The 16,099-nt window shown below is 62.1% G+C and carries 21 protein-coding genes; 13 read left to right on the top strand and 8 right to left on the bottom strand.

Annotated elements, in window-relative coordinates:
* Window positions 1-16 precede the first annotated feature (16 nt).
* Window positions 17-478: a PDDEXK family nuclease gene (locus YWU_RS18100; protein ID WP_156892698.1), complete on the bottom strand. Its 462-nt coding sequence runs from the start codon at window positions 476-478 to the stop codon at window positions 17-19.
* Between the two features lie 107 nt (window positions 479-585).
* Here YWU_RS18100 and YWU_RS0103445 point away from each other — a divergent pair, with 107 nt between their 5' ends.
* The 4 genes from YWU_RS0103445 (at window position 586) to YWU_RS0103430 (ending at window position 3,996) form a co-directional block, all read left to right on the top strand.
* Window positions 586-996, top strand: coding sequence for an HAD-IA family hydrolase (locus YWU_RS0103445; RefSeq protein WP_027019366.1), 411 nt, complete (start codon window positions 586-588; stop codon window positions 994-996).
* Window positions 996-1,496, top strand: a complete 501-nt coding sequence (locus YWU_RS0103440; RefSeq protein ID WP_027019365.1) for a DUF6912 family protein — start codon at window positions 996-998, stop codon at window positions 1,494-1,496. Before YWU_RS0103445 ends, YWU_RS0103440 begins: the two co-directional genes overlap by 1 nt.
* A 133-nt stretch (window positions 1,497-1,629) precedes the next feature.
* Window positions 1,630-2,676, top strand: coding sequence for a ferredoxin reductase (locus YWU_RS0103435; protein WP_027019364.1), 1,047 nt, complete (start codon window positions 1,630-1,632; stop codon window positions 2,674-2,676).
* A 30-nt stretch (window positions 2,677-2,706) separates the two neighbouring features.
* A complete protein-coding gene (locus YWU_RS0103430) occupies window positions 2,707-3,996 on the top strand; it encodes a fatty acid desaturase family protein (protein ID WP_027019363.1) in 1,290 nt (429 codons plus the stop codon).
* 99 nt (window positions 3,997-4,095) lie between these two features.
* Here YWU_RS0103430 and rsgA read toward each other — a convergent pair whose 3' ends face one another.
* Both rsgA and aroA read right to left on the bottom strand, forming a co-directional pair.
* Complete coding sequence (gene rsgA / locus YWU_RS0103425) at window positions 4,096-5,139, bottom strand: ribosome small subunit-dependent GTPase A (RefSeq protein WP_027019362.1); 1,044 nt, start codon at window positions 5,137-5,139, stop codon at window positions 4,096-4,098.
* Window positions 5,136-6,446 (bottom strand): 3-phosphoshikimate 1-carboxyvinyltransferase, encoded by a 1,311-nt coding sequence (aroA, locus tag YWU_RS0103420; RefSeq protein ID WP_027019361.1) that lies wholly within the window; start codon window positions 6,444-6,446, stop codon window positions 5,136-5,138. The genes rsgA and aroA overlap by 4 nt, the downstream gene beginning before the upstream one ends.
* A gap of 46 nt (window positions 6,447-6,492) precedes the next feature.
* Here aroA and YWU_RS0103415 point away from each other — a divergent pair, with 46 nt between their 5' ends.
* The gene (locus YWU_RS0103415; RefSeq protein WP_027019360.1) at window positions 6,493-7,203 is read left to right on the top strand and encodes an SOS response-associated peptidase; all 711 of its coding nucleotides are present in this window, start codon (window positions 6,493-6,495) and stop codon (window positions 7,201-7,203) included.
* Between the two features lie 5 nt (window positions 7,204-7,208).
* Here the strand turns inward: YWU_RS0103415 and ybaK are convergent, their stop codons facing one another.
* Window positions 7,209-7,727 carry a Cys-tRNA(Pro) deacylase gene (ybaK, locus tag YWU_RS0103410; RefSeq protein WP_027019359.1) on the bottom strand — a complete coding sequence of 173 codons (519 nt, stop codon included), beginning with the start codon at window positions 7,725-7,727 and terminating at the stop codon, window positions 7,209-7,211.
* Between the two features lie 37 nt (window positions 7,728-7,764).
* Here ybaK and YWU_RS0103405 point away from each other — a divergent pair, with 37 nt between their 5' ends.
* The gene (locus YWU_RS0103405; RefSeq protein ID WP_027019358.1) at window positions 7,765-8,397 is read left to right on the top strand and encodes a sigma-70 family RNA polymerase sigma factor; all 633 of its coding nucleotides are present in this window, start codon (window positions 7,765-7,767) and stop codon (window positions 8,395-8,397) included.
* On the top strand, window positions 8,394-8,675 hold the full coding sequence (locus YWU_RS14935) for a hypothetical protein (protein WP_051259979.1): 282 nt from the start codon (window positions 8,394-8,396) through the stop codon (window positions 8,673-8,675). Before YWU_RS0103405 ends, YWU_RS14935 begins: the two co-directional genes overlap by 4 nt.
* 412 nt (window positions 8,676-9,087) lie before the next feature.
* Here YWU_RS14935 and YWU_RS18900 read toward each other — a convergent pair whose 3' ends face one another.
* Window positions 9,088-9,162, bottom strand: coding sequence for a 50S ribosomal protein bL37 (locus YWU_RS18900; RefSeq protein ID WP_374957137.1), 75 nt, complete (start codon window positions 9,160-9,162; stop codon window positions 9,088-9,090).
* A 66-nt stretch (window positions 9,163-9,228) separates the two neighbouring features.
* A complete protein-coding gene (whcE, locus tag YWU_RS0103395) occupies window positions 9,229-9,492 on the bottom strand; it encodes a WhiB family transcriptional regulator WhcE (protein WP_027019357.1) in 264 nt (87 codons plus the stop codon).
* A 587-nt stretch (window positions 9,493-10,079) separates the two neighbouring features.
* Here whcE and YWU_RS0103390 point away from each other — a divergent pair.
* From YWU_RS0103390 to YWU_RS0103380, 3 genes are all read left to right on the top strand, one after another.
* Window positions 10,080-10,562, top strand: coding sequence for a hypothetical protein (locus YWU_RS0103390; RefSeq protein ID WP_240484043.1), 483 nt, complete (start codon window positions 10,080-10,082; stop codon window positions 10,560-10,562).
* Window positions 10,562-10,768 carry a hypothetical protein gene (locus YWU_RS0103385; protein WP_027019355.1) on the top strand — a complete coding sequence of 69 codons (207 nt, stop codon included), beginning with the start codon at window positions 10,562-10,564 and terminating at the stop codon, window positions 10,766-10,768. Before YWU_RS0103390 ends, YWU_RS0103385 begins: the two co-directional genes overlap by 1 nt.
* A gap of 93 nt (window positions 10,769-10,861) precedes the next feature.
* Window positions 10,862-11,290, top strand: coding sequence for a hypothetical protein (locus YWU_RS0103380; RefSeq protein ID WP_156892696.1), 429 nt, complete (start codon window positions 10,862-10,864; stop codon window positions 11,288-11,290).
* Window positions 11,291-11,298: 8 nt separating this feature from the next.
* Here the strand turns inward: YWU_RS0103380 and YWU_RS0103375 are convergent, their stop codons facing one another.
* Together YWU_RS0103375 and YWU_RS0103370 are read right to left on the bottom strand one after the other, a co-directional pair.
* Window positions 11,299-12,510: an Rv3212 family protein gene (locus YWU_RS0103375; protein ID WP_027019353.1), complete on the bottom strand. Its 1,212-nt coding sequence runs from the start codon at window positions 12,508-12,510 to the stop codon at window positions 11,299-11,301.
* Window positions 12,507-13,826, bottom strand: a complete 1,320-nt coding sequence (locus YWU_RS0103370; RefSeq protein WP_027019352.1) for a DEAD/DEAH box helicase — start codon at window positions 13,824-13,826, stop codon at window positions 12,507-12,509. The genes YWU_RS0103375 and YWU_RS0103370 overlap by 4 nt, the downstream gene beginning before the upstream one ends.
* 105 nt (window positions 13,827-13,931) lie before the next feature.
* On the opposite strand from YWU_RS0103370, the gene YWU_RS0103365 reads away from it, so the two are divergent.
* The 3 genes from YWU_RS0103365 to YWU_RS0103355 are packed head-to-tail and all read left to right on the top strand — an operon-like array spanning window position 13,932 to window position 16,015.
* Window positions 13,932-14,153 carry a DUF3107 domain-containing protein gene (locus tag YWU_RS0103365; protein WP_027019351.1) on the top strand — a complete coding sequence of 74 codons (222 nt, stop codon included), beginning with the start codon at window positions 13,932-13,934 and terminating at the stop codon, window positions 14,151-14,153.
* Between the two features lie 44 nt (window positions 14,154-14,197).
* Window positions 14,198-15,163, top strand: coding sequence for a DUF3152 domain-containing protein (locus YWU_RS0103360; RefSeq protein WP_084141685.1), 966 nt, complete (start codon window positions 14,198-14,200; stop codon window positions 15,161-15,163).
* Between the two features lie 9 nt (window positions 15,164-15,172).
* Window positions 15,173-16,015, top strand: coding sequence for a TIGR02569 family protein (locus YWU_RS0103355; protein WP_027019349.1), 843 nt, complete (start codon window positions 15,173-15,175; stop codon window positions 16,013-16,015).
* Window positions 16,016-16,099: the final 84 nt, after the last annotated feature.

The following is a 16,099-nucleotide window of genomic DNA, read 5'->3' as shown; positions in this document are numbered from 1 at the left end:
TACCCGGCGACACCGGCTACAACAGTCGAAGAGCGGTGATGGACCACGGTCCGTCACCGCTTTTCCTGTCGGCACGTCCGGCGAAAGCGCGGATCCCGCGGTCGCTGCTCCAGGAGCCTACGAAGTGGACTTCGTTTCCACACGAGCGCACGTCTGGGTGTAGGGACATGACACATGCACCCTTCTCGCCACCGCGTCGCAGCCGAGTTGCCAGGCCGGTGCGTACCCGGTCGGCGACATTGAGGTGGCGCAGCATCGAGTCCGGCCGGCGCCCAGCCAGGACATCGAATGTGATTGCCATCAGTCGCGTGAGATCAGTGCGGATCTCTTCCCTGGAACAGATAATCCTGGATGTTGTCGGTGCTGGTGCTTGGTCATCGACAGGTGGTGGCGATGGAGCCTGCTCCACGGCAGGGACGAGTTTGCGAAGCACTCGAAACCCCTCGACAGGCAGTAGACGTGTGGTGTCATTAAGCATTGCTGAATCCCCCGAAAGTGATGCATGTCCTAGTGGACGCATTCCCCGGGACTGATTGTGGCAGGTCGCCACGGCATCCGCATGTGGAGGCGACTATGTTTGTGTGCATGCGTGGACTTATTGTGGATTACTACGGAGTTCTGAACGGAACCGACGATGAGGCGAAGCGGTGGCGGGAACTGCTGAAGGCCGTGAACGAGAACGGTGTCGCCACTGCGGTGCTGTCGAACGACCCGGGGGGACCGGGTGCTGACCCGATCAGGGAATTCGAGACCAGTGGCTTGGTGGACTCGGTGATTCTGTCCGGTGAGATCGGCGCCGACAAGCCGGAGGGTCGTGCTTTCGAGATCGCTGCAGAGCGGCTCGGGCTCAGCCCGCGCGACTGCGTCATGGTCGATGATTCGATCGAGAACATCCATGGCGCTGTCGAAAAAGGCATGGTCGGTGTGTTTTACCAGCAGTTCGACCGTTCCGTCGTGGAGATCACTGGACTGTTCGGGCTTGAGGGTGACTTCTGATGCGCGTGTTCATCCCGGCGACCTTCGACATGCTGGAGTCGCTGCGAGACAACGGCGAACTCACCCCGCTGCGCGGTTGGGCCTTCGCGGTGACCCCCGCACTGAGGGAATTCTTCACTGAGGGCGATGAGGATGAATTGGCCGACGTGGCGTTCACGGACGCAGCCCGGGCATCACTACGACTGCTGACCGATGGAGGTGGCCGTTTCCCGCATCGCCGGGTGGTCGTCGCCGCAGACGTTGACGATTCGGTAGCCAACGCAGACCCGGAAATGGGCGATGACGTTGTTGCTATCACCGGCTCCGTTGCGATGGCTGATATCGCCGCCGTGCACGTGGACCTGGAGCAGGCAGAGACTCTCGTTGAGAAGGCTATCCCTCTGGTTGACGCCGCAGATATGGGCGACGAGGACGCTGAGCTGACGGTCGGCGATGCACTCGAGATCGAGCTGGCCTGGTATGCGCCAGGCGAGTTGTCGATGTTGGTGGAGCTGCTCTGATCGACTAGTCGAGCGGACCCTGGAACCGGGGGTGTTGCGGGGTCCGCACCCGATCTGTTTTCGTTACCAACACTTGACCTTTTTCCTACGTGTACGTAACCTACGGTTGCGTAAGCAATGGGAAGGAAATTTGGTGTCGATTGTTGATCGTCTGAAGCTGGCGTTCGAGGGCTTCTCCACGCCGCTGTTGCCGGATGACTACACGCGGCTCGTGAACCCGCTGTGGTCCGCACGTGAACTGCGTGGCCGCATCGTTCGGGTAAACCGGCCAACCGAGGACACCGCTGAACTGGTGATCCGCCGCGGATGGGGAGTTCCCGCGGACTTCAAGGCTGGGCAGTACATCGGACTTGGTGTGCGCGTTGACGGCCGATTCATTTGGCGTTCCTACTCGCTGACCAGCGCGCCCCGCTCAAAAGATGGGTACCTCACCGTCACGGTGAAGGAGCACAAGGACGGCCGTCTTTCCCGGCACCTGGTGGAGAACGTCGCCGAGGGCACTGTCGTTCGCCTGGCAGCCCCCGCTGGAGACTTCCACCTCACCGATCCGATTCCGAGCGAGCTGCTGTTCGTCACCGCGGGCTCGGGCATCACTCCGGTGATCTCGATGCTGCGCGACCTGCGCTCACGCGATGGGAAGACCACGCCGGATGTCGTTCACGTGCACTCGGTTCGCAATCGCGAGGATCTGCTTTTCGCTGAAGAGTTGGAAGCGATGCAGTCCACCTACCCCTGGTTCCGTTTTGAACTGCGGGTTACCTCGGAGCAGGGCCGACTGGACGCGAACACGCTGCGGCAGATTGTGCCGGACGCTGACCAGCGGACCGTCTACGCCTGTGGTCCCTCGGCGATGCTCGACGAGATCGAAGAGCAGTTCCCGGACGTTCGTACCGAACGGTTCAACCTGGACCGCGGATCAACAAACGCAGAAGGTGGCCTCATCACCTTCCCTGGACGCGGTTCCGTTGAGGTGGACGGCGCCACCACGATCCTGGAAGCTGGCGAGCAGATCGACGTCCAGCTGCCGTACGGCTGCCGGATGGGCATCTGTGCGACCTGTACGCAGCAACTTGCAGCCGGTATCGCTCGAGATCTGCGCACCGGTGCCACCCACGTCGAGGGCGAGCGCATCCGTACATGTGTATGCGTCGCTGCCGGCGACATTGAACTCGAACCCTGATCCAGCCCACCGAAAGAACAGAGGAAGCACATGGCAATCAAGAACATCGCGTCGTATGCGCACCTGAGCGACGCCGACATCGCAGATATCGGTGCCCGGATGGACCAGATCGAGGCCGATATCCGTGCCTCCCTCGGACCGAAGGACGCACGCTACATCCGTAATCTCATCCGCGTTCAGCGTGGCCTGGAGGTAGGTGGTCGCCTGGCGATGATGATCCCGCGCTCGAAGATCGCAATGTGGGGCGGCATCGGTGCGCTGTCCCTGTCGAAGATCCTCGAGAACCTCGAGATCGGCCACAACACCATGCACGGCCAGTGGGACTGGATGAACGACCCGGAGATCCACTCCGCCACCTGGGAATGGGACAACACCTGCCCGTCCTCCGGTTGGAAGCACAGTCACAACTTCGTGCACCACAAGTACACCAACGTCATCGGCATGGACAACGACGTGGGATACGGCATCCTGCGCGTGACCCGTGACCGTAAGTGGTCCCCGCAGTACCTCGCGCAGCCGCTGACCAACACGGTTCTGGCACTGCTGTTTGAGTGGGCTGTTGCTTTCTACGACGTTGAGCTCGGTCGCGTTCTCAATGGCACCAAGAAGTGGGAAGACGCTCGCGAAGAGGTCCTGGAGGTCCTCGGCAAGGTCGCTCGTCAGGCTGCGAAGGACTACGTCCTCTTCCCGGCGCTGGCAGGCACCCGCTACAAGGAGGTCGCGAAGGCGAACATGGTCGCCAACGTTGTGCGCTCGGTGTGGGCGTACGCGGTGATCTTCTGCGGTCACTTCCCGGATGACGCAGAGACCTTCACCAAGGAGCAGTACAAGACTGAGAACCACAACGAGTGGTACCTGCGTCAGATGCTCGGATCGGCGAACTTCCACGGTGGTTTCATCCTGTCGGTTCTCTCCGGCAATCTGAACTACCAGATCGAGCACCACCTGTTCCCGGACCTGCCGTCGAACCGCCTGGTTCAGGCGTCCAAGAAGGTCCGCGAGATCTGCCAAGAGTACGACCTGCCGTACAACACCGGCTCCTTCCCGAAGCAGCTGCTGGAGGTCCAGCGCACACTGTGGAAGCTCTCGCTGCCGAACCGCTTCCTCGTGGCTGACCCGGACAACGCTCCGGAGGTCCGCTCGGAGGCTGCGTTCATGAAGAACCCGCAGGTTGAGGCTGAGCTTTCCGCTGACGGCACCCCGCGTCGTGGCCTGAAGACTGGCCTGAACATGCTGAAGAAGCTCCGTCCGAACGCAGCTCAGGCGCTGAAGATGGTCATCGGCAACAAGAAGGCCGGCAAGAAGAAGGAACTGGTCTAAAGGACTTCGCTTCCCGACGCCAAGAGCGCCGCACCTCCACCCGATCCGGGAGGACGTGCGGCGCTTCTGTGTGTGCGGCGCGGGAGTGGCCGCAATCTGTCAGTCTCGGTCGATGCCGAGTTCCCAGTCCTCGTTGGAGGAAATCGCGGCCAACAGGTCGCGCACCGCCATCGCACGACGGTGTGAGGCACCCTCTAGGTTGTCCAGAGCGCATTCCGGGTCCGCAGGTGGGCCCTGGTGGGTGCAACCGCGGGTGCAGTCCGACAGGACCTCTTCCAGGTCCGGGAACGCGGAGAGGACCGTCTCTGGGGTGATGTGCGCCAGGCCGAAGGAGCGAATGCCTGGGGTGTCGATAATCCAGCCGGCGTGCCAGCCATCGCCATCAGGCAATTCCAGTGCCACCGACTGAGTGGAGGTGTGTCGTCCCTTGCCGACGCCGGAGACCACACCGGTGGCGCGGTTGGCGTCGGGAACTAGTCGATTCACCAGGGTGGACTTGCCGACGCCGGAGTGCCCGACCAGCGCTGAGCGTTTGCCGTCGATCAAGGAATGGAGCTCATCGAGGGAGTCGTCGACACCACAGACAATCACTGGCACGTCGAGTGCTTCGAACTCAGCCGCGAATTCGGCGGGGTCAGCCAAGTCGGACTTGGTCAGGCACAGCACCGGGGTCACGCCGCCGGCGTAGGCGGCGACTAATGCTCGCTCCACGAAACCAGTGCGTGGCGGGGGATCGGCGACCGCACAGACGATCAGCAGGAGGTCGGCGTTGGCAACGACGATCCGTTCGTACGGATCAGAGTCGTCCGCAGTACGCCGCAGCACTGAGGTGCGGTCCGCCAGTTTCACGATGCGGGCGAGTGTTCCCTCGGCACCGGTGGTGTCACCGACAACGCCGACGCGATCGCCAACGACGATGTTCGTCCGACCCATTTCCTTCGCGCGCATGCACACGACAGGTTCGCCGCCAGCGGGGGCGGATTCAGCCGCGTCGTCCAGGACCACGCCCCAACGGCCGCGGTCTTTGGTGACGACCATTCCCCACACCGCATCGCGGTGCTTTGGTCGGTCCTTTGTCCGTGGTCGCGAGCCTTTGCTCGGGCGGACGCGGACGTCGGATTCGTCGTATTCCCTGCGACTCAGGACTGCTCACCGCCCAGCATCGTTGCCCAGTGGTTCTCGAAACCAGGCAGGGTCTTGGCAGTGGTAGCGATGTTCTCAACCTCGACGCCGGGCACCACCAGGCCGATGATTGCCCCAGCGGTGGCCATACGGTGGTCTGCGTATGAAAGCCAGGCTCCTCCGCTGAGGGGTGAGGGGGTGATGACGAGGCCGTCGGGAAGCTCTTCTGCATTTCCTCCCAAGCGGTTGATCTCCGCGACGAGCGCCGCAAGGCGATCGGTCTCGTGTCCACGCAGATGCGCGATACCGGTGAGACGGCTGGAAGTGGTGGCCAGTGCGGCCAGCGCAGCGACGGTGGGCGTCAGCTCGCCGATATCGCCCATGTCGATGGTGACGCCAGTCAGTTCGGCAGGGCCGGTGACCTTGAGGTCGACGGTCTCCTCGGTGTCGGCGCGCGGGAGCATCTCGACAGTGCAGCCCATGTCCGCGAGAATTCCACGAATATCGTCACCAGGCTGAGCGGTAGACACCGGCCAGTTCGGCACGATCACAGTGCCACCGGTGACCGCCGCGGCAGCCAGGAACGGCGTGGCGTTGGACAGATCCGGTTCGATCCGCCAGTCGCGACCGCTGAAGGTCTGGTTGGCGATGACGAACTCTCCGGGCACATCCTCCGTGACCACAACGCCGGCCTCACGGAGCATGTCGACGGTCATGTCGATGTGCGGGCGCGAAGGCACCGTGCCCTTCTGCTTCAGGACAAGTCCCTTCGGGAAGCGCGCGCCGGAGAGCAGAAGACCAGACAGGAACTGCGAGGATGCTGAGGCATCTACCTCGACTTCACCGCCGACCTGGTCGGAGGGGGTGACAGTGAACGGCAGGCTATCTGCGTCAACGTCCGCTCCCAGGTCCCGCAGCGCCGAAAGCACCGCGCCCATCGGACGAATCCGAGCTTCTTCGTCACCGTCGAAGAACACCGGACCAGACGCCGTCGCCGCGACCGGCGGGACGAAGCGCATGACAGTACCGGCCAGACCGCAGTCAACCGAACCGCCGTGCAGCGGACCCGGGGTGATTGACAGGACACGTTCACCGGAAGGTTCCACGACCTCCTCGACCACGACGCCCATTGACTGCAGTCCGGCGATCATCAGATCCGAATCACGAGATCTGAGGGCGCCGTGGACCGTCGAGGGACTTGTCGCCAACGCTGCGATAATCAGCGCGCGGTTGGTGATCGACTTCGACCCGGGGACGGTGACGGTTGCTTCGACAGGGCCGTCTGCGAGAGGCGCGGGCCAGTACACGGAGGAGCTGGTGGAGTTCACAGGTGCCATTGTCCCCCAAAACCGATTTTCCGGGGATCATGGGGTCATGTGTGGACGATTCGTGTCATTTACCGTCGGTGAGGAACTCGCCGTGGAGGTCGCGGAGGTGCCGGGCCTTCGCCCCGTTGAGGTCCGGGCTGAGGCGCCGCCTCGTTTTAACGTCGGCCCGACGCAGCCGGTGCAGATCATTGTGCCGACCGAAAAGCTCCAAGAGCAGCTTCCTGACGCCCCCGTTTCCGACTCCCGCACCTCCCTCATCGGCGCCCGGTGGGGACTCATCCCGCATTGGGCCAAGGAGGTCCCTAAGGCGCCATGGTTCAATGCGCGCGGTGAGACGGTGAACTCCAAGCCTGCGTTCCGCGACGCGTATAAGCGCAGTCGGTGCCTGGTGCCTGCTGATGGTTGGTACGAGTGGAATATCAATGCAGAAGGGAAGAAGGTTCCGTACTACGCATCGTTCTCTGACCGGCCAGTGTTCTTTGCCGGACTCTGGACTGCGTGGGAAGACATGTATTCCTGCACCATCGTGACGACCGCCTCGGAGGGCTCTCCGATTGAGTGGCTGCATGACCGAATGCCACGAATCCTCGCGCCAGAGGACTGCGCAAGCTGGTTATGGGGCGATCCAGAGGAGGTGTCAGCGCTTCGGGAACCGGTCGACAATGCGGTGTTGGAGCCACTGGAAGTCCGCGAAGTCGACCCAGCAGTTGGCAACATCCGCAATGACGGACCGGAACTGCTGAACGGCCCCGTCTAAAACGACTAAGCGATGATCTGCGCGGAGACTGCACCTGTCAGCGTGGCCAAGTCCGCAGCACTGAGTTCGATATCCAGTCCGCGCCTGCCACCAGACACGAACACAGTCGGGTGCTCAAGTGCCGAGGCATCCATCACCGTAGGCAGCGCCTTCTTCTGTCCGATCGGGGAGATCCCCCCGGTGACGTACCCAGAACTTCGCTCGGCTTTGCCAGGATCTGCCATCTCAGCCTTGGCTGCGCCCAGTGCCGAGGCGACCTTCTTCAGCGATAGACGATGGGGCACCGGCAGTATTGCGACAGCGAGCTGCGGCCGTGCCATCGCACCGCCGTGGATTTCCACGACCAGTGTCTTAAAGATCTGCTCTGGCACCACGCTTTGATGCGCCAACGCCTCTGCTGCATGGTCACCGAAATGATCGGTGCCGGCGTCGAATGTGTGCACCTCATGTCTAATCCCAGCCTCCGCACACGCGGCGATGGCGGGAGTGGCGGCAGCCCCGCCGGACTTTCGCTTCTTGGCCATGCAACCAGTTGTACCCCTACCGGTAGACTCAGCTGCCATGACCACGGACACCTCCGGGACACCCCGCACCGACGAGACCGACCAGGATCTCGCCGAGCGTTTCGAGCGGGACGCCCTGCCCCTACTGGACCAGTTGTACGGTGCCGCGTTGCGGATGACCCGCAATCCTGCGGATGCCGAGGATCTGGTGCAGGAGGCGTACGTGAAGGCCTATCAGGGCTTCCGTTCCTACCGGCCGGGCACCAACCTCAAGGCATGGCTGTACCGGATTCTCACCAACGCGTACATCAACGATTACCGCAAGGCTCAGCGCCGCCCGGCCGAGTACGCCACCGAGGAGATCACGGACTACCAGATCGCCGAGACAGCCTCCCACCAGTCCACGGGACTGCGCTCTGCGGAGGTGGAAGCACTCGATCTGCTTCCCGACGACGAGATCCGCACCGCACTGATGGACCTCTCCGAGGACTACCGCATGGTGGTGTACTACGCCGATGTGGAGGGTTTGCCCTATAAGGAGATCGCCGAAATCATGGACACTCCCATCGGAACCGTGATGTCTCGGCTGCATCGTGGAAGAAAAAAGCTCCGGGAGTCGTTGACTTCAGTGGCGGAGGATCGAGGATTCCTTCGTCAGCAGAACCAGACGCCGGATGAGGAGCCGAAGTGAACCACCAGAGCGGAAACTGCACTCATGAGGAGTCCTGTGAGGACATGCGCCAGCGACTACTAGTCCTGCTGAGCCGGGACTGTACTGCCGACGCCAGCTGTGAAGTCGAGGCGATCCTCGAGTCCTGTCCCGAATGTATGGACGAGTTCCGGTCCGACCGGGTTCTGCGCAATGCTTTGCGCCGCTGTTGCTGCGAAGAGGCTCCGGATACCCTCCGCGCTCGCATCACCTCGGAGATCCGGGTGACGTACACGCGTACGCAGTACCGCATTAACTAGCCTGAAAGGCTGGTGGGGGCTCACCCGAAGCGGTGACTACCCTCTGGTTTGCCACGTGGTTAGCAGGCAGAGACTGTTGGAAAGACGGTCTCAAAGCACTAGCTGAACTGCACACACACCCAAAAGTGCGCAGTACCGCCGCCTACGACAAGCGGGCGCTCGCTGATCACCTGCCACAGGCACCCATCTGCATAGCCCGAATCCCCTGTAGATGTTGCACAGCGAACTCGGATACCGCAACGACTGGAGGGTGTTCGGCGCACGCTCAGAGGTCACTGCTCCCACCACATTTTGTCTCTTAACCCGTGCGGTGCCTGAGCGCACAGAAAACCCGGAGCAGGATTATTTCCTGACTCCGGGTTAACTGTTCGCCCACGCTGTGGGCAATGCACCTGGGTGCGCGTCCAATCGCTTAAGCGTTGGGACGACGACCGTGGTTTGCCTTCTTCTTGCGGCGATCCTTGCGCTTGCGGCCACGCTTGCTCATGAGAGCCTCCTAGTAATAGTCGGACAGGTGTAACTGAACGGATATTACCGGGTCATCGGTGGGGAATTAAACAGTGGTGCGGGTACGACGGGTGCGGCCGCGGTTACGACGACGCTTCAGCGCGCGACGCTCGTCCTCGGACATTCCGCCCCACACGCCAGCATCCTGGCCGGTCTCCAGAGCCCATGCGAGGCACTGGGAGGTAACGGGGCAACGGTTGCAGACAACCTTGGCTTTTGCGATCTGGGCCAGTGCCGGGCCGGAGTTGCCGACCGGGAAGAACAGCTCGGGATCCTCTTCGCGGCAGATAGCTTCGTGGCGCCAATCCATGGAAACTCCTTCATAGTCTGGGTAGTGCATGACAAATTTCCGTGATCCTTGCACTAACGCGCGTGAATCCGGAGGGGTGGTGTGGGGGTGGCTAGGGGCGAGCTGCAGAGTTCAAAGGTCCGTTATCTCGGACCCAAACTTCAGGGCGTCCCTTGCGGTCTGAAGGAATGATGACATGTCCGAGACTCTTTGGGAAGAGGTATTTTGGAAAAAGTGCGAGAGGTCACATCGGGGTGAACGGGAGGTTACCTCTGCAGGTGAAAGGGGTTTTTCGCAGACGAGCGGCTAAGGGTATCCAAATAAGTCCTGCGTAATGACACTATCCGGGCAGTTGTCAAATCGCCCCCTTTGGGTGGAGCCGCCGTGCCGGCGGTGGTGAATTTCCGGCAGTCTTGGTGGCAAATCTTTTTTGGAGCTGTGCCACTTGGTGCGCTATAGGGCGCTTTTAGAGCGTCTCTTGTGTGTTCAGGCTCCAAATCTGATGCCAGTTCGCAGTCGCACCCCACTCCTTCCAATGCTCCTCCGGGTGGGCCGCCCTTGGTCCTGGGGAGTTCATCTGGGGTGCCGTCGGTGGTAATTTCTGCTGTATGACGTCAACCAGCCCAGGTGCCTCGACCGTTGATGCTGCCGCTGAAAATGCGGCAGTTGGCCGTGACGCATCCTCCACTGCCACTAGTGCTGCCAAGGGGTCTGCAACGGCAGTGAAGCCGGCAGACCGTTTCATGCTTCGTCTGTTGCGCATCAAGAAGGTGGATAAACTGGATGAGAAGGAAGTGCTCGGTGCGCACCGGGCTTTCCGATTGGCGTTGGTGTTCACCGCAGTCCGCTGCATCATTTCCTATGTGGCGATCCCGATCTTGGTCCCCCTCATCAGCTTCATGGGTGTGCTCGCAACACCGATTAGTGTGGCTCTGTGCCTGTTCGCGTTTGTGAACGGCGTGATGAGCCTGCGTCGATTCTGGAAGACGGACCACCGCGGCAAGTGGCTGTACACCTGGTTCATTGCGTTCGTCTTTGTCATCCTCGCGGTGACTCTCGTCCATGAATTTTCGAATCTCGGAGTGAATTAATGAGTGCAACTGACAACCACCCGGCCGGTGAGATCAATCCCGCCGATGCCCACGTTGAGGATCAGGCCGATCTGACCGAAGGCGAGCAGATGGCTGAGGAAGGTCAGTACGCACCTCAGGAGCGCACACCGCAGGAAAAGGCATCACTGTTGTTCGGTGCCGTCTTCCTTCTCGTCGGCGCGGGTTGCTGGCTCGTCTTCTTCTGATCTGCCGTTCACGCCCCGCCCACGCCCGAAAGGGTGAATGTGGCGGGAGCCTGATCGTGATCGACGGGTTGACCCGCGTTAGGCTTGAGCACTGTGAGCACAGCCAGTAACCGCACAGAACCGCTTCCCTCCGCGCCGAGGTCCCTTCTTATCGGAGGGTGGATCGCCGTCGTGGAGGCGGTCCTTGGTCTCGGCGTGGGTGTGTACCTCGTCATTCACGACATCCTGGGCTTCCAGGATCAGCTGGCGGCGATTTCCGGGTGGGGAACCGGACTGATGTTCTTCCTGCTGTTCGGCATGATCCTGGCTGCAGCGATCTCGGTTCTGAAGGGCCGACGGATGGGTCGAGGAATCACCGTTGCTTTCAACATCAGTCTGTTGGGTGTGGCGTTCTACATGTTCTCCTCCGGAGCCTGGCAGTTAGGCGCCGTCACCGCTGCGGTAGCAGCGACGCAGTTGTACATGATGCTCAACACCAAGTCGATGAACTGGGCGGAAGACGACTACAACGCCGGCCGCTAATTCTTCGCTTAAGCCTGTCGCAGTGCGACGACCGCGCCGTCACGCCATTCGACGACCGTGTCCCCAATAACTCGGATGTCGACTCGCCCGGACTGATCTGGCTGATCGTCCGGGTTTTCGCGGTTCACGGGGATGACTCGCTCGGTCTCGCCTTGCCAGTCCACGACCGCTATGCCCTCCGGTACGGGGACCAGAACGCGGTCGCCCCAGGTATCGCCGGTGCCGATCGCATCAGGGACACGAAACCGCTCATGCAGAGAGGGCTGAGTCAGTGCGATGAGTTCGGAGCCGTTGAACCAAAGGGTGTGCAGGTCCAGCTCCGTGCGGTCCCCACGGGGTGTGGCAGCCGGGGGTTGGTCAACTCCCTCGAGCAAACGATGCGCAGAGCCTTCCGACCCGGCTACCCAGAGTTCGCCGTCAGAGACGTACCCCGCGACCGAATCGCCCACGGAGGTGAGCCGGGACCCATGAGGTACCGGAGTTTCGGCAGTGATCTCTGGCTCGACGGCGCTGTCGGGGTCGCTGTCCTGAATGATCAGGATCGACTCTTCGTCGCCCGGGCACTCGACGATGCTGGCAAGAGTTTCGCCGCGGGTGGCGGCGTCGGTGATCGCGCAGTGGAGGTATGCCTGATGGTCCGTCTCAGCAGAGGACTCCACCTCCCCGAACTCGATGGTCCGCACCAGGTCACCGCGCCACAGTTCGAGCATCCGCAGGGAATGAATACCGGCGCGGCGGTCCGAGACCAACGGCAAAACCTCAGTGGGTGCCAGCGACCTGCGTGTCGCGTTGTACTCGCCGTCAGAGAGACGCACTGAGGTCGTCTCAGCACAGCCGGATTGGCCGAGGAACACTGCTATGGCCTGGTCTTCGGACACCATTGCGGTGCACAACGGGAGGTCTCGGTGATACGACCAGGCGGTCTCGCCGGTCGCGGGGTCTACTCCGCGGATCCCGTCTTGGTCCGTGACGACCACCGCAGTATTGCCGGTGGCCGGGGGAATAAGGCCGGCGTCGGTGGTGGACCATACGTCGTTAAGCAATTCGGGAGGGCCGGTGACCGCACCCTCATCGGAGACACCTGCCTGCCCCAGCTTAGGCAGCGCATGGTCCGTGGACACCTGGTCGGTGTGTCGTGCGGGCGCGTCGTACCAGGTCACGCCGATCACCAGGGCGGTGACGGCCGTGACCGCGGTGGCCGCTACGACATTGCGATTCATCGCTTGCGCGGCGGACGGGACTTCCGGGTGGCGGGGGAGGAGCCCTCCCCGCGGGGGCCACGGCTGCGCGGCGGGCGGGCGCCGAACACGGGTCGTGCCTGGCCGACCGTCTCTGGCGCGTCTTCGGGAATATCGAGTGCCTCGAGGAATTCCGGGGAGGTGGAGAACCACTGTGGCGGCTCGGGGAATCCGAGGTTCAGTGCGGAGTTCACCATCTGCCACTTGGGCAGTTCATCCCAGCCGACCAATGTCACTGCGGTGCCAGAATGTCCAGCGCGGCCGGTACGGCCGATGCGGTGCACGTAGGTCATTTCATCTTCGGGAACCTGGTGGTTGATTACGTGGGTCACGTCATCGATGTCGATGCCGCGAGCGGCAACGTCGGTGGCCACGAGCACGTCGACCGTTCCCTCTCGGAACGCGGCGAGAGACCGCTCACGGGCGGGCTGGCCCATGTCGCCATGAACGGCGGTGACGAGGAAGCCCTTCTCGCCGAGTTGCTCTGCGACCGCAGCGGTAGAGCGCTTAGTGCGGGTGAAGATGATCGTCCGGCCGCGGTCCTTGGCCTGAAGGATCCGGGCCAGAACCGGGATCTTGTCCATTTGATGTGACTGGAAGACAACCTGCCGGGTGGTCTCGTGGACCTCTGCCTCCGAGTCTCCGGCCTCGGCACGGATGTGGATCGGCCGGTTCATGAAGGTGCGGGCGAGGGTAAGGATCGGGCCCGGCATGGTGGCGGAGAACAGCATCGTCTGTCGGTCGTCAGGAACTGCCAGGAGGATCTTCTCGATGTCTGGCAAGAAGCCGAGATCGAGCATCTCGTCCGCCTCATCGAGCACCATGATCGCGACCTGCGACAGGTCCAAGTCGCCGCGCTGATGCAGGTCGATGATGCGGCCCGGGGTGCCAACAATGACGTCGACGCCCTTCTGCAGGGTCTCGATCTGCTCGTCGTACGGTCGGCCGCCGTAAATCACTGCGGTGCGAAGACCCAGTGCGGTGGCAATTGGCTCTAGGTCCTCGCGCACCTGGCCGGCAAGTTCACGGGTCGGAACGACCACCAGGGCACGGGGTGTGCCGTCCGGCTCAGGGACCCTCGAATCATCGAAGACTCGATCCAACAAAGGCACTCCGAAACCGAAGGTTTTGCCCATACCTGTGCGGGCCTGTCCGATGATGTCTGTGCCGTCGAGCGCCAAGGGAAGTGTTAACTCCTGGATGGCGAACGTGCGGTGGATCCCCCGGGCGTCCAGGGCGTCGCAAATCTCCTCTGCCACACCCAATTCTGCAAATGAAGGTCCCGATGTCGTTGCCACGAAGAGTCTCCGTTCGGTTGGTTCTTCGGCGTACAGGCGAATTCTACCGGGGGCAGACCGCAAGGCGTGCCCGGGCCGGTTGCACCAATGGTTATAGTTGCACGCATGGACATCACCATTGGTTTCGTTGACGTTTCCCGCGAGCTCACTATCAACAACGTTGAGGATGACGGCATCGCTGAACACATCACTTCTGCGCTGGAGTCGGGCGCTGGCGTCCTCAAGCTTGTCGACGGCACTGGCCGCACCTACCTCGCTCGTGTTGAGAACATTGCCTACGTGCAGCTCGGCGAGAGCGCACCGCGCAAGGTTGGCTTCATCGCCTAACAACCGGATCGCCGGACCGTCACCCCCAACTTCGGATAGTCGACATGCCTCAGCACTCCAGCCATCGCCGCCCTTCTGGTGGGGACCGATCCTCACGCGGCGGATCCGGCACGCGTGGAGCCGGTGGGCGCCGGAGTAGCTACCAAGAGCCTCGCCAGGAGTCAGGATTTATCCGGCTACTGAAGAGGCTCAGCTGGCGTGCCTACGTCGTGCCCTTGCTGCTCGTAGTTACGGCATGGATGCTGGTTGACGTGTTTAGGGGGGAGGGCCCGACTACGGTCAACGGCACTTCCCAGACGCAGTCTTCTGGCACACCGATCCCGTCAGGGTCCTTTGATCCGGAGTTGGTGGATTTGCCGCCGGGGCCTGAGTTCGCTGTGGAAGGCTCCGGCAACTTTGACACCGTCGGTGTTCCTGGTGAACAGGTAGGCGTCGGTGACGATATTTTCGTTCGGTACACCGTCGAAATCGAAGACGTGGTGGACACCTCGACCTTCGGTGGCGGTGATGCGTTCTCCTCGATGATTGATGCGACGCTCGGTGATCCCAGGGGATGGACCGCCAGCGACGCCTTCGCCTTCAAGCACGTCGCTGAGGACGATGATCCAGACACTGTGATCCGTCTTGTCTCTACCGACACCGCCCGTGAGCTCTGCGGTGCTGAGCAGTTCCAAATGGAGGTCAGCTGCAGGTTGTCCTCCTCGTCTGCCTCGGAGCCAGACCAGGTAGTGCTCAATATTGCCCGTTGGGTTCGAGGTGCGGTGCCATTCCAGGGCGATCTGGGGATGTACCGCCAGTACCTGGTGAACCACGAGATGGGCCACCGCCTGGGCTTCGCCGAACATGAAGCTTGCCCTGAGAATGGCGTGTTGGCACCGCTGATGATGCAGCAGACCCTCGGCCTGTCGAATGCTGAGATTTACGAGATGAATCCCAATGAGGTGTATCCGGACGATGACGCGGTCTGTATCGCGAACTCGTGGCCGTACCCGATGGGCTTGGCCGGGTAGATTATCCGTATGACTAATCACCCACCAGACCGTGTAGTTGAAGGCTTCGGCGCCTACGGGGAGCCGGAGCCAACGGGCCCAGTGTGGGATGACGGGGTGCGCTACGGAGATGTGGTGGTTTCGCAGGTGGCTGATGCCCAGCGTGCGGCGTGGTCTGCGAAGGTGCGTGAGGTGCTCGGTGGGTATGGAGTGACCGTCGCAAAGCCGGTGCGCACCAGCGACGGCCGTCATGTGCTCGGTGGCTGGCAGGCACGTCAGTGGACACCCGGTGTGGTGAGTGCTCGGGCCGATGAGGCTGTTGTCGCCTCCATTCGGTTGGAGGAGGAACTGGCAGGCTTGGAGCGGCCCCGTTTCCTTAGTCGCTCGGCTGATGAGCCGTTCGGAATTTGCGATCGGGCAGTGTGGGCCGAGGATCCGGCCTCTGAGCTGGAGCGAGTGCTGGACATGACGTCTGTGCCTACTTCCCATGCGGCGGAGTCGTTGTCGATGGCCGCACAGCTCACGCGGTTGCGTGGTGAACTTCTGGAGGACACCCACTGGCAGGTCTGTCACGGTGACCCGATAGCAACGATGCTTTTCGACGGCTCGGCCGCCCCAGTGGTCACCGACATCGTGCCGCGCTGGGCTCCAGCGGGCTGGACCCCAGCTCTGGCGACGGTGGATTCGCTCGCCTGGGGACTCTCCGACGAAGACCTCCCGAATCGTTTCGACCATCTGCGTAACTGGAACCAGCTTCTTGTTCGCGCGGTTCTGTATAGGTTGTTCGTGCATGCAGTGCACCCAGACGCCGACGAGGGATCCTGGGCGGGGCTCGCTCGCGCAGCGGAGCTGATCCGGTCACGCTTCGAGTAATTCGGGCGGAGGCCAGTCAGGCTCTGGAATGTCGTACCCGTGTGCGATTATTGCCCCATGAATGTTGCTGACGGCCGAAGAATG

This window comes from Corynebacterium sputi DSM 45148, assembly GCF_000427865.1.
Lineage (GTDB): Bacteria > Actinomycetota > Actinomycetes > Mycobacteriales > Mycobacteriaceae > Corynebacterium > Corynebacterium sputi.
Note: the sequence above shows the minus strand (reverse complement) of the source record. Positions and strands in the feature narration are given on the sequence as shown.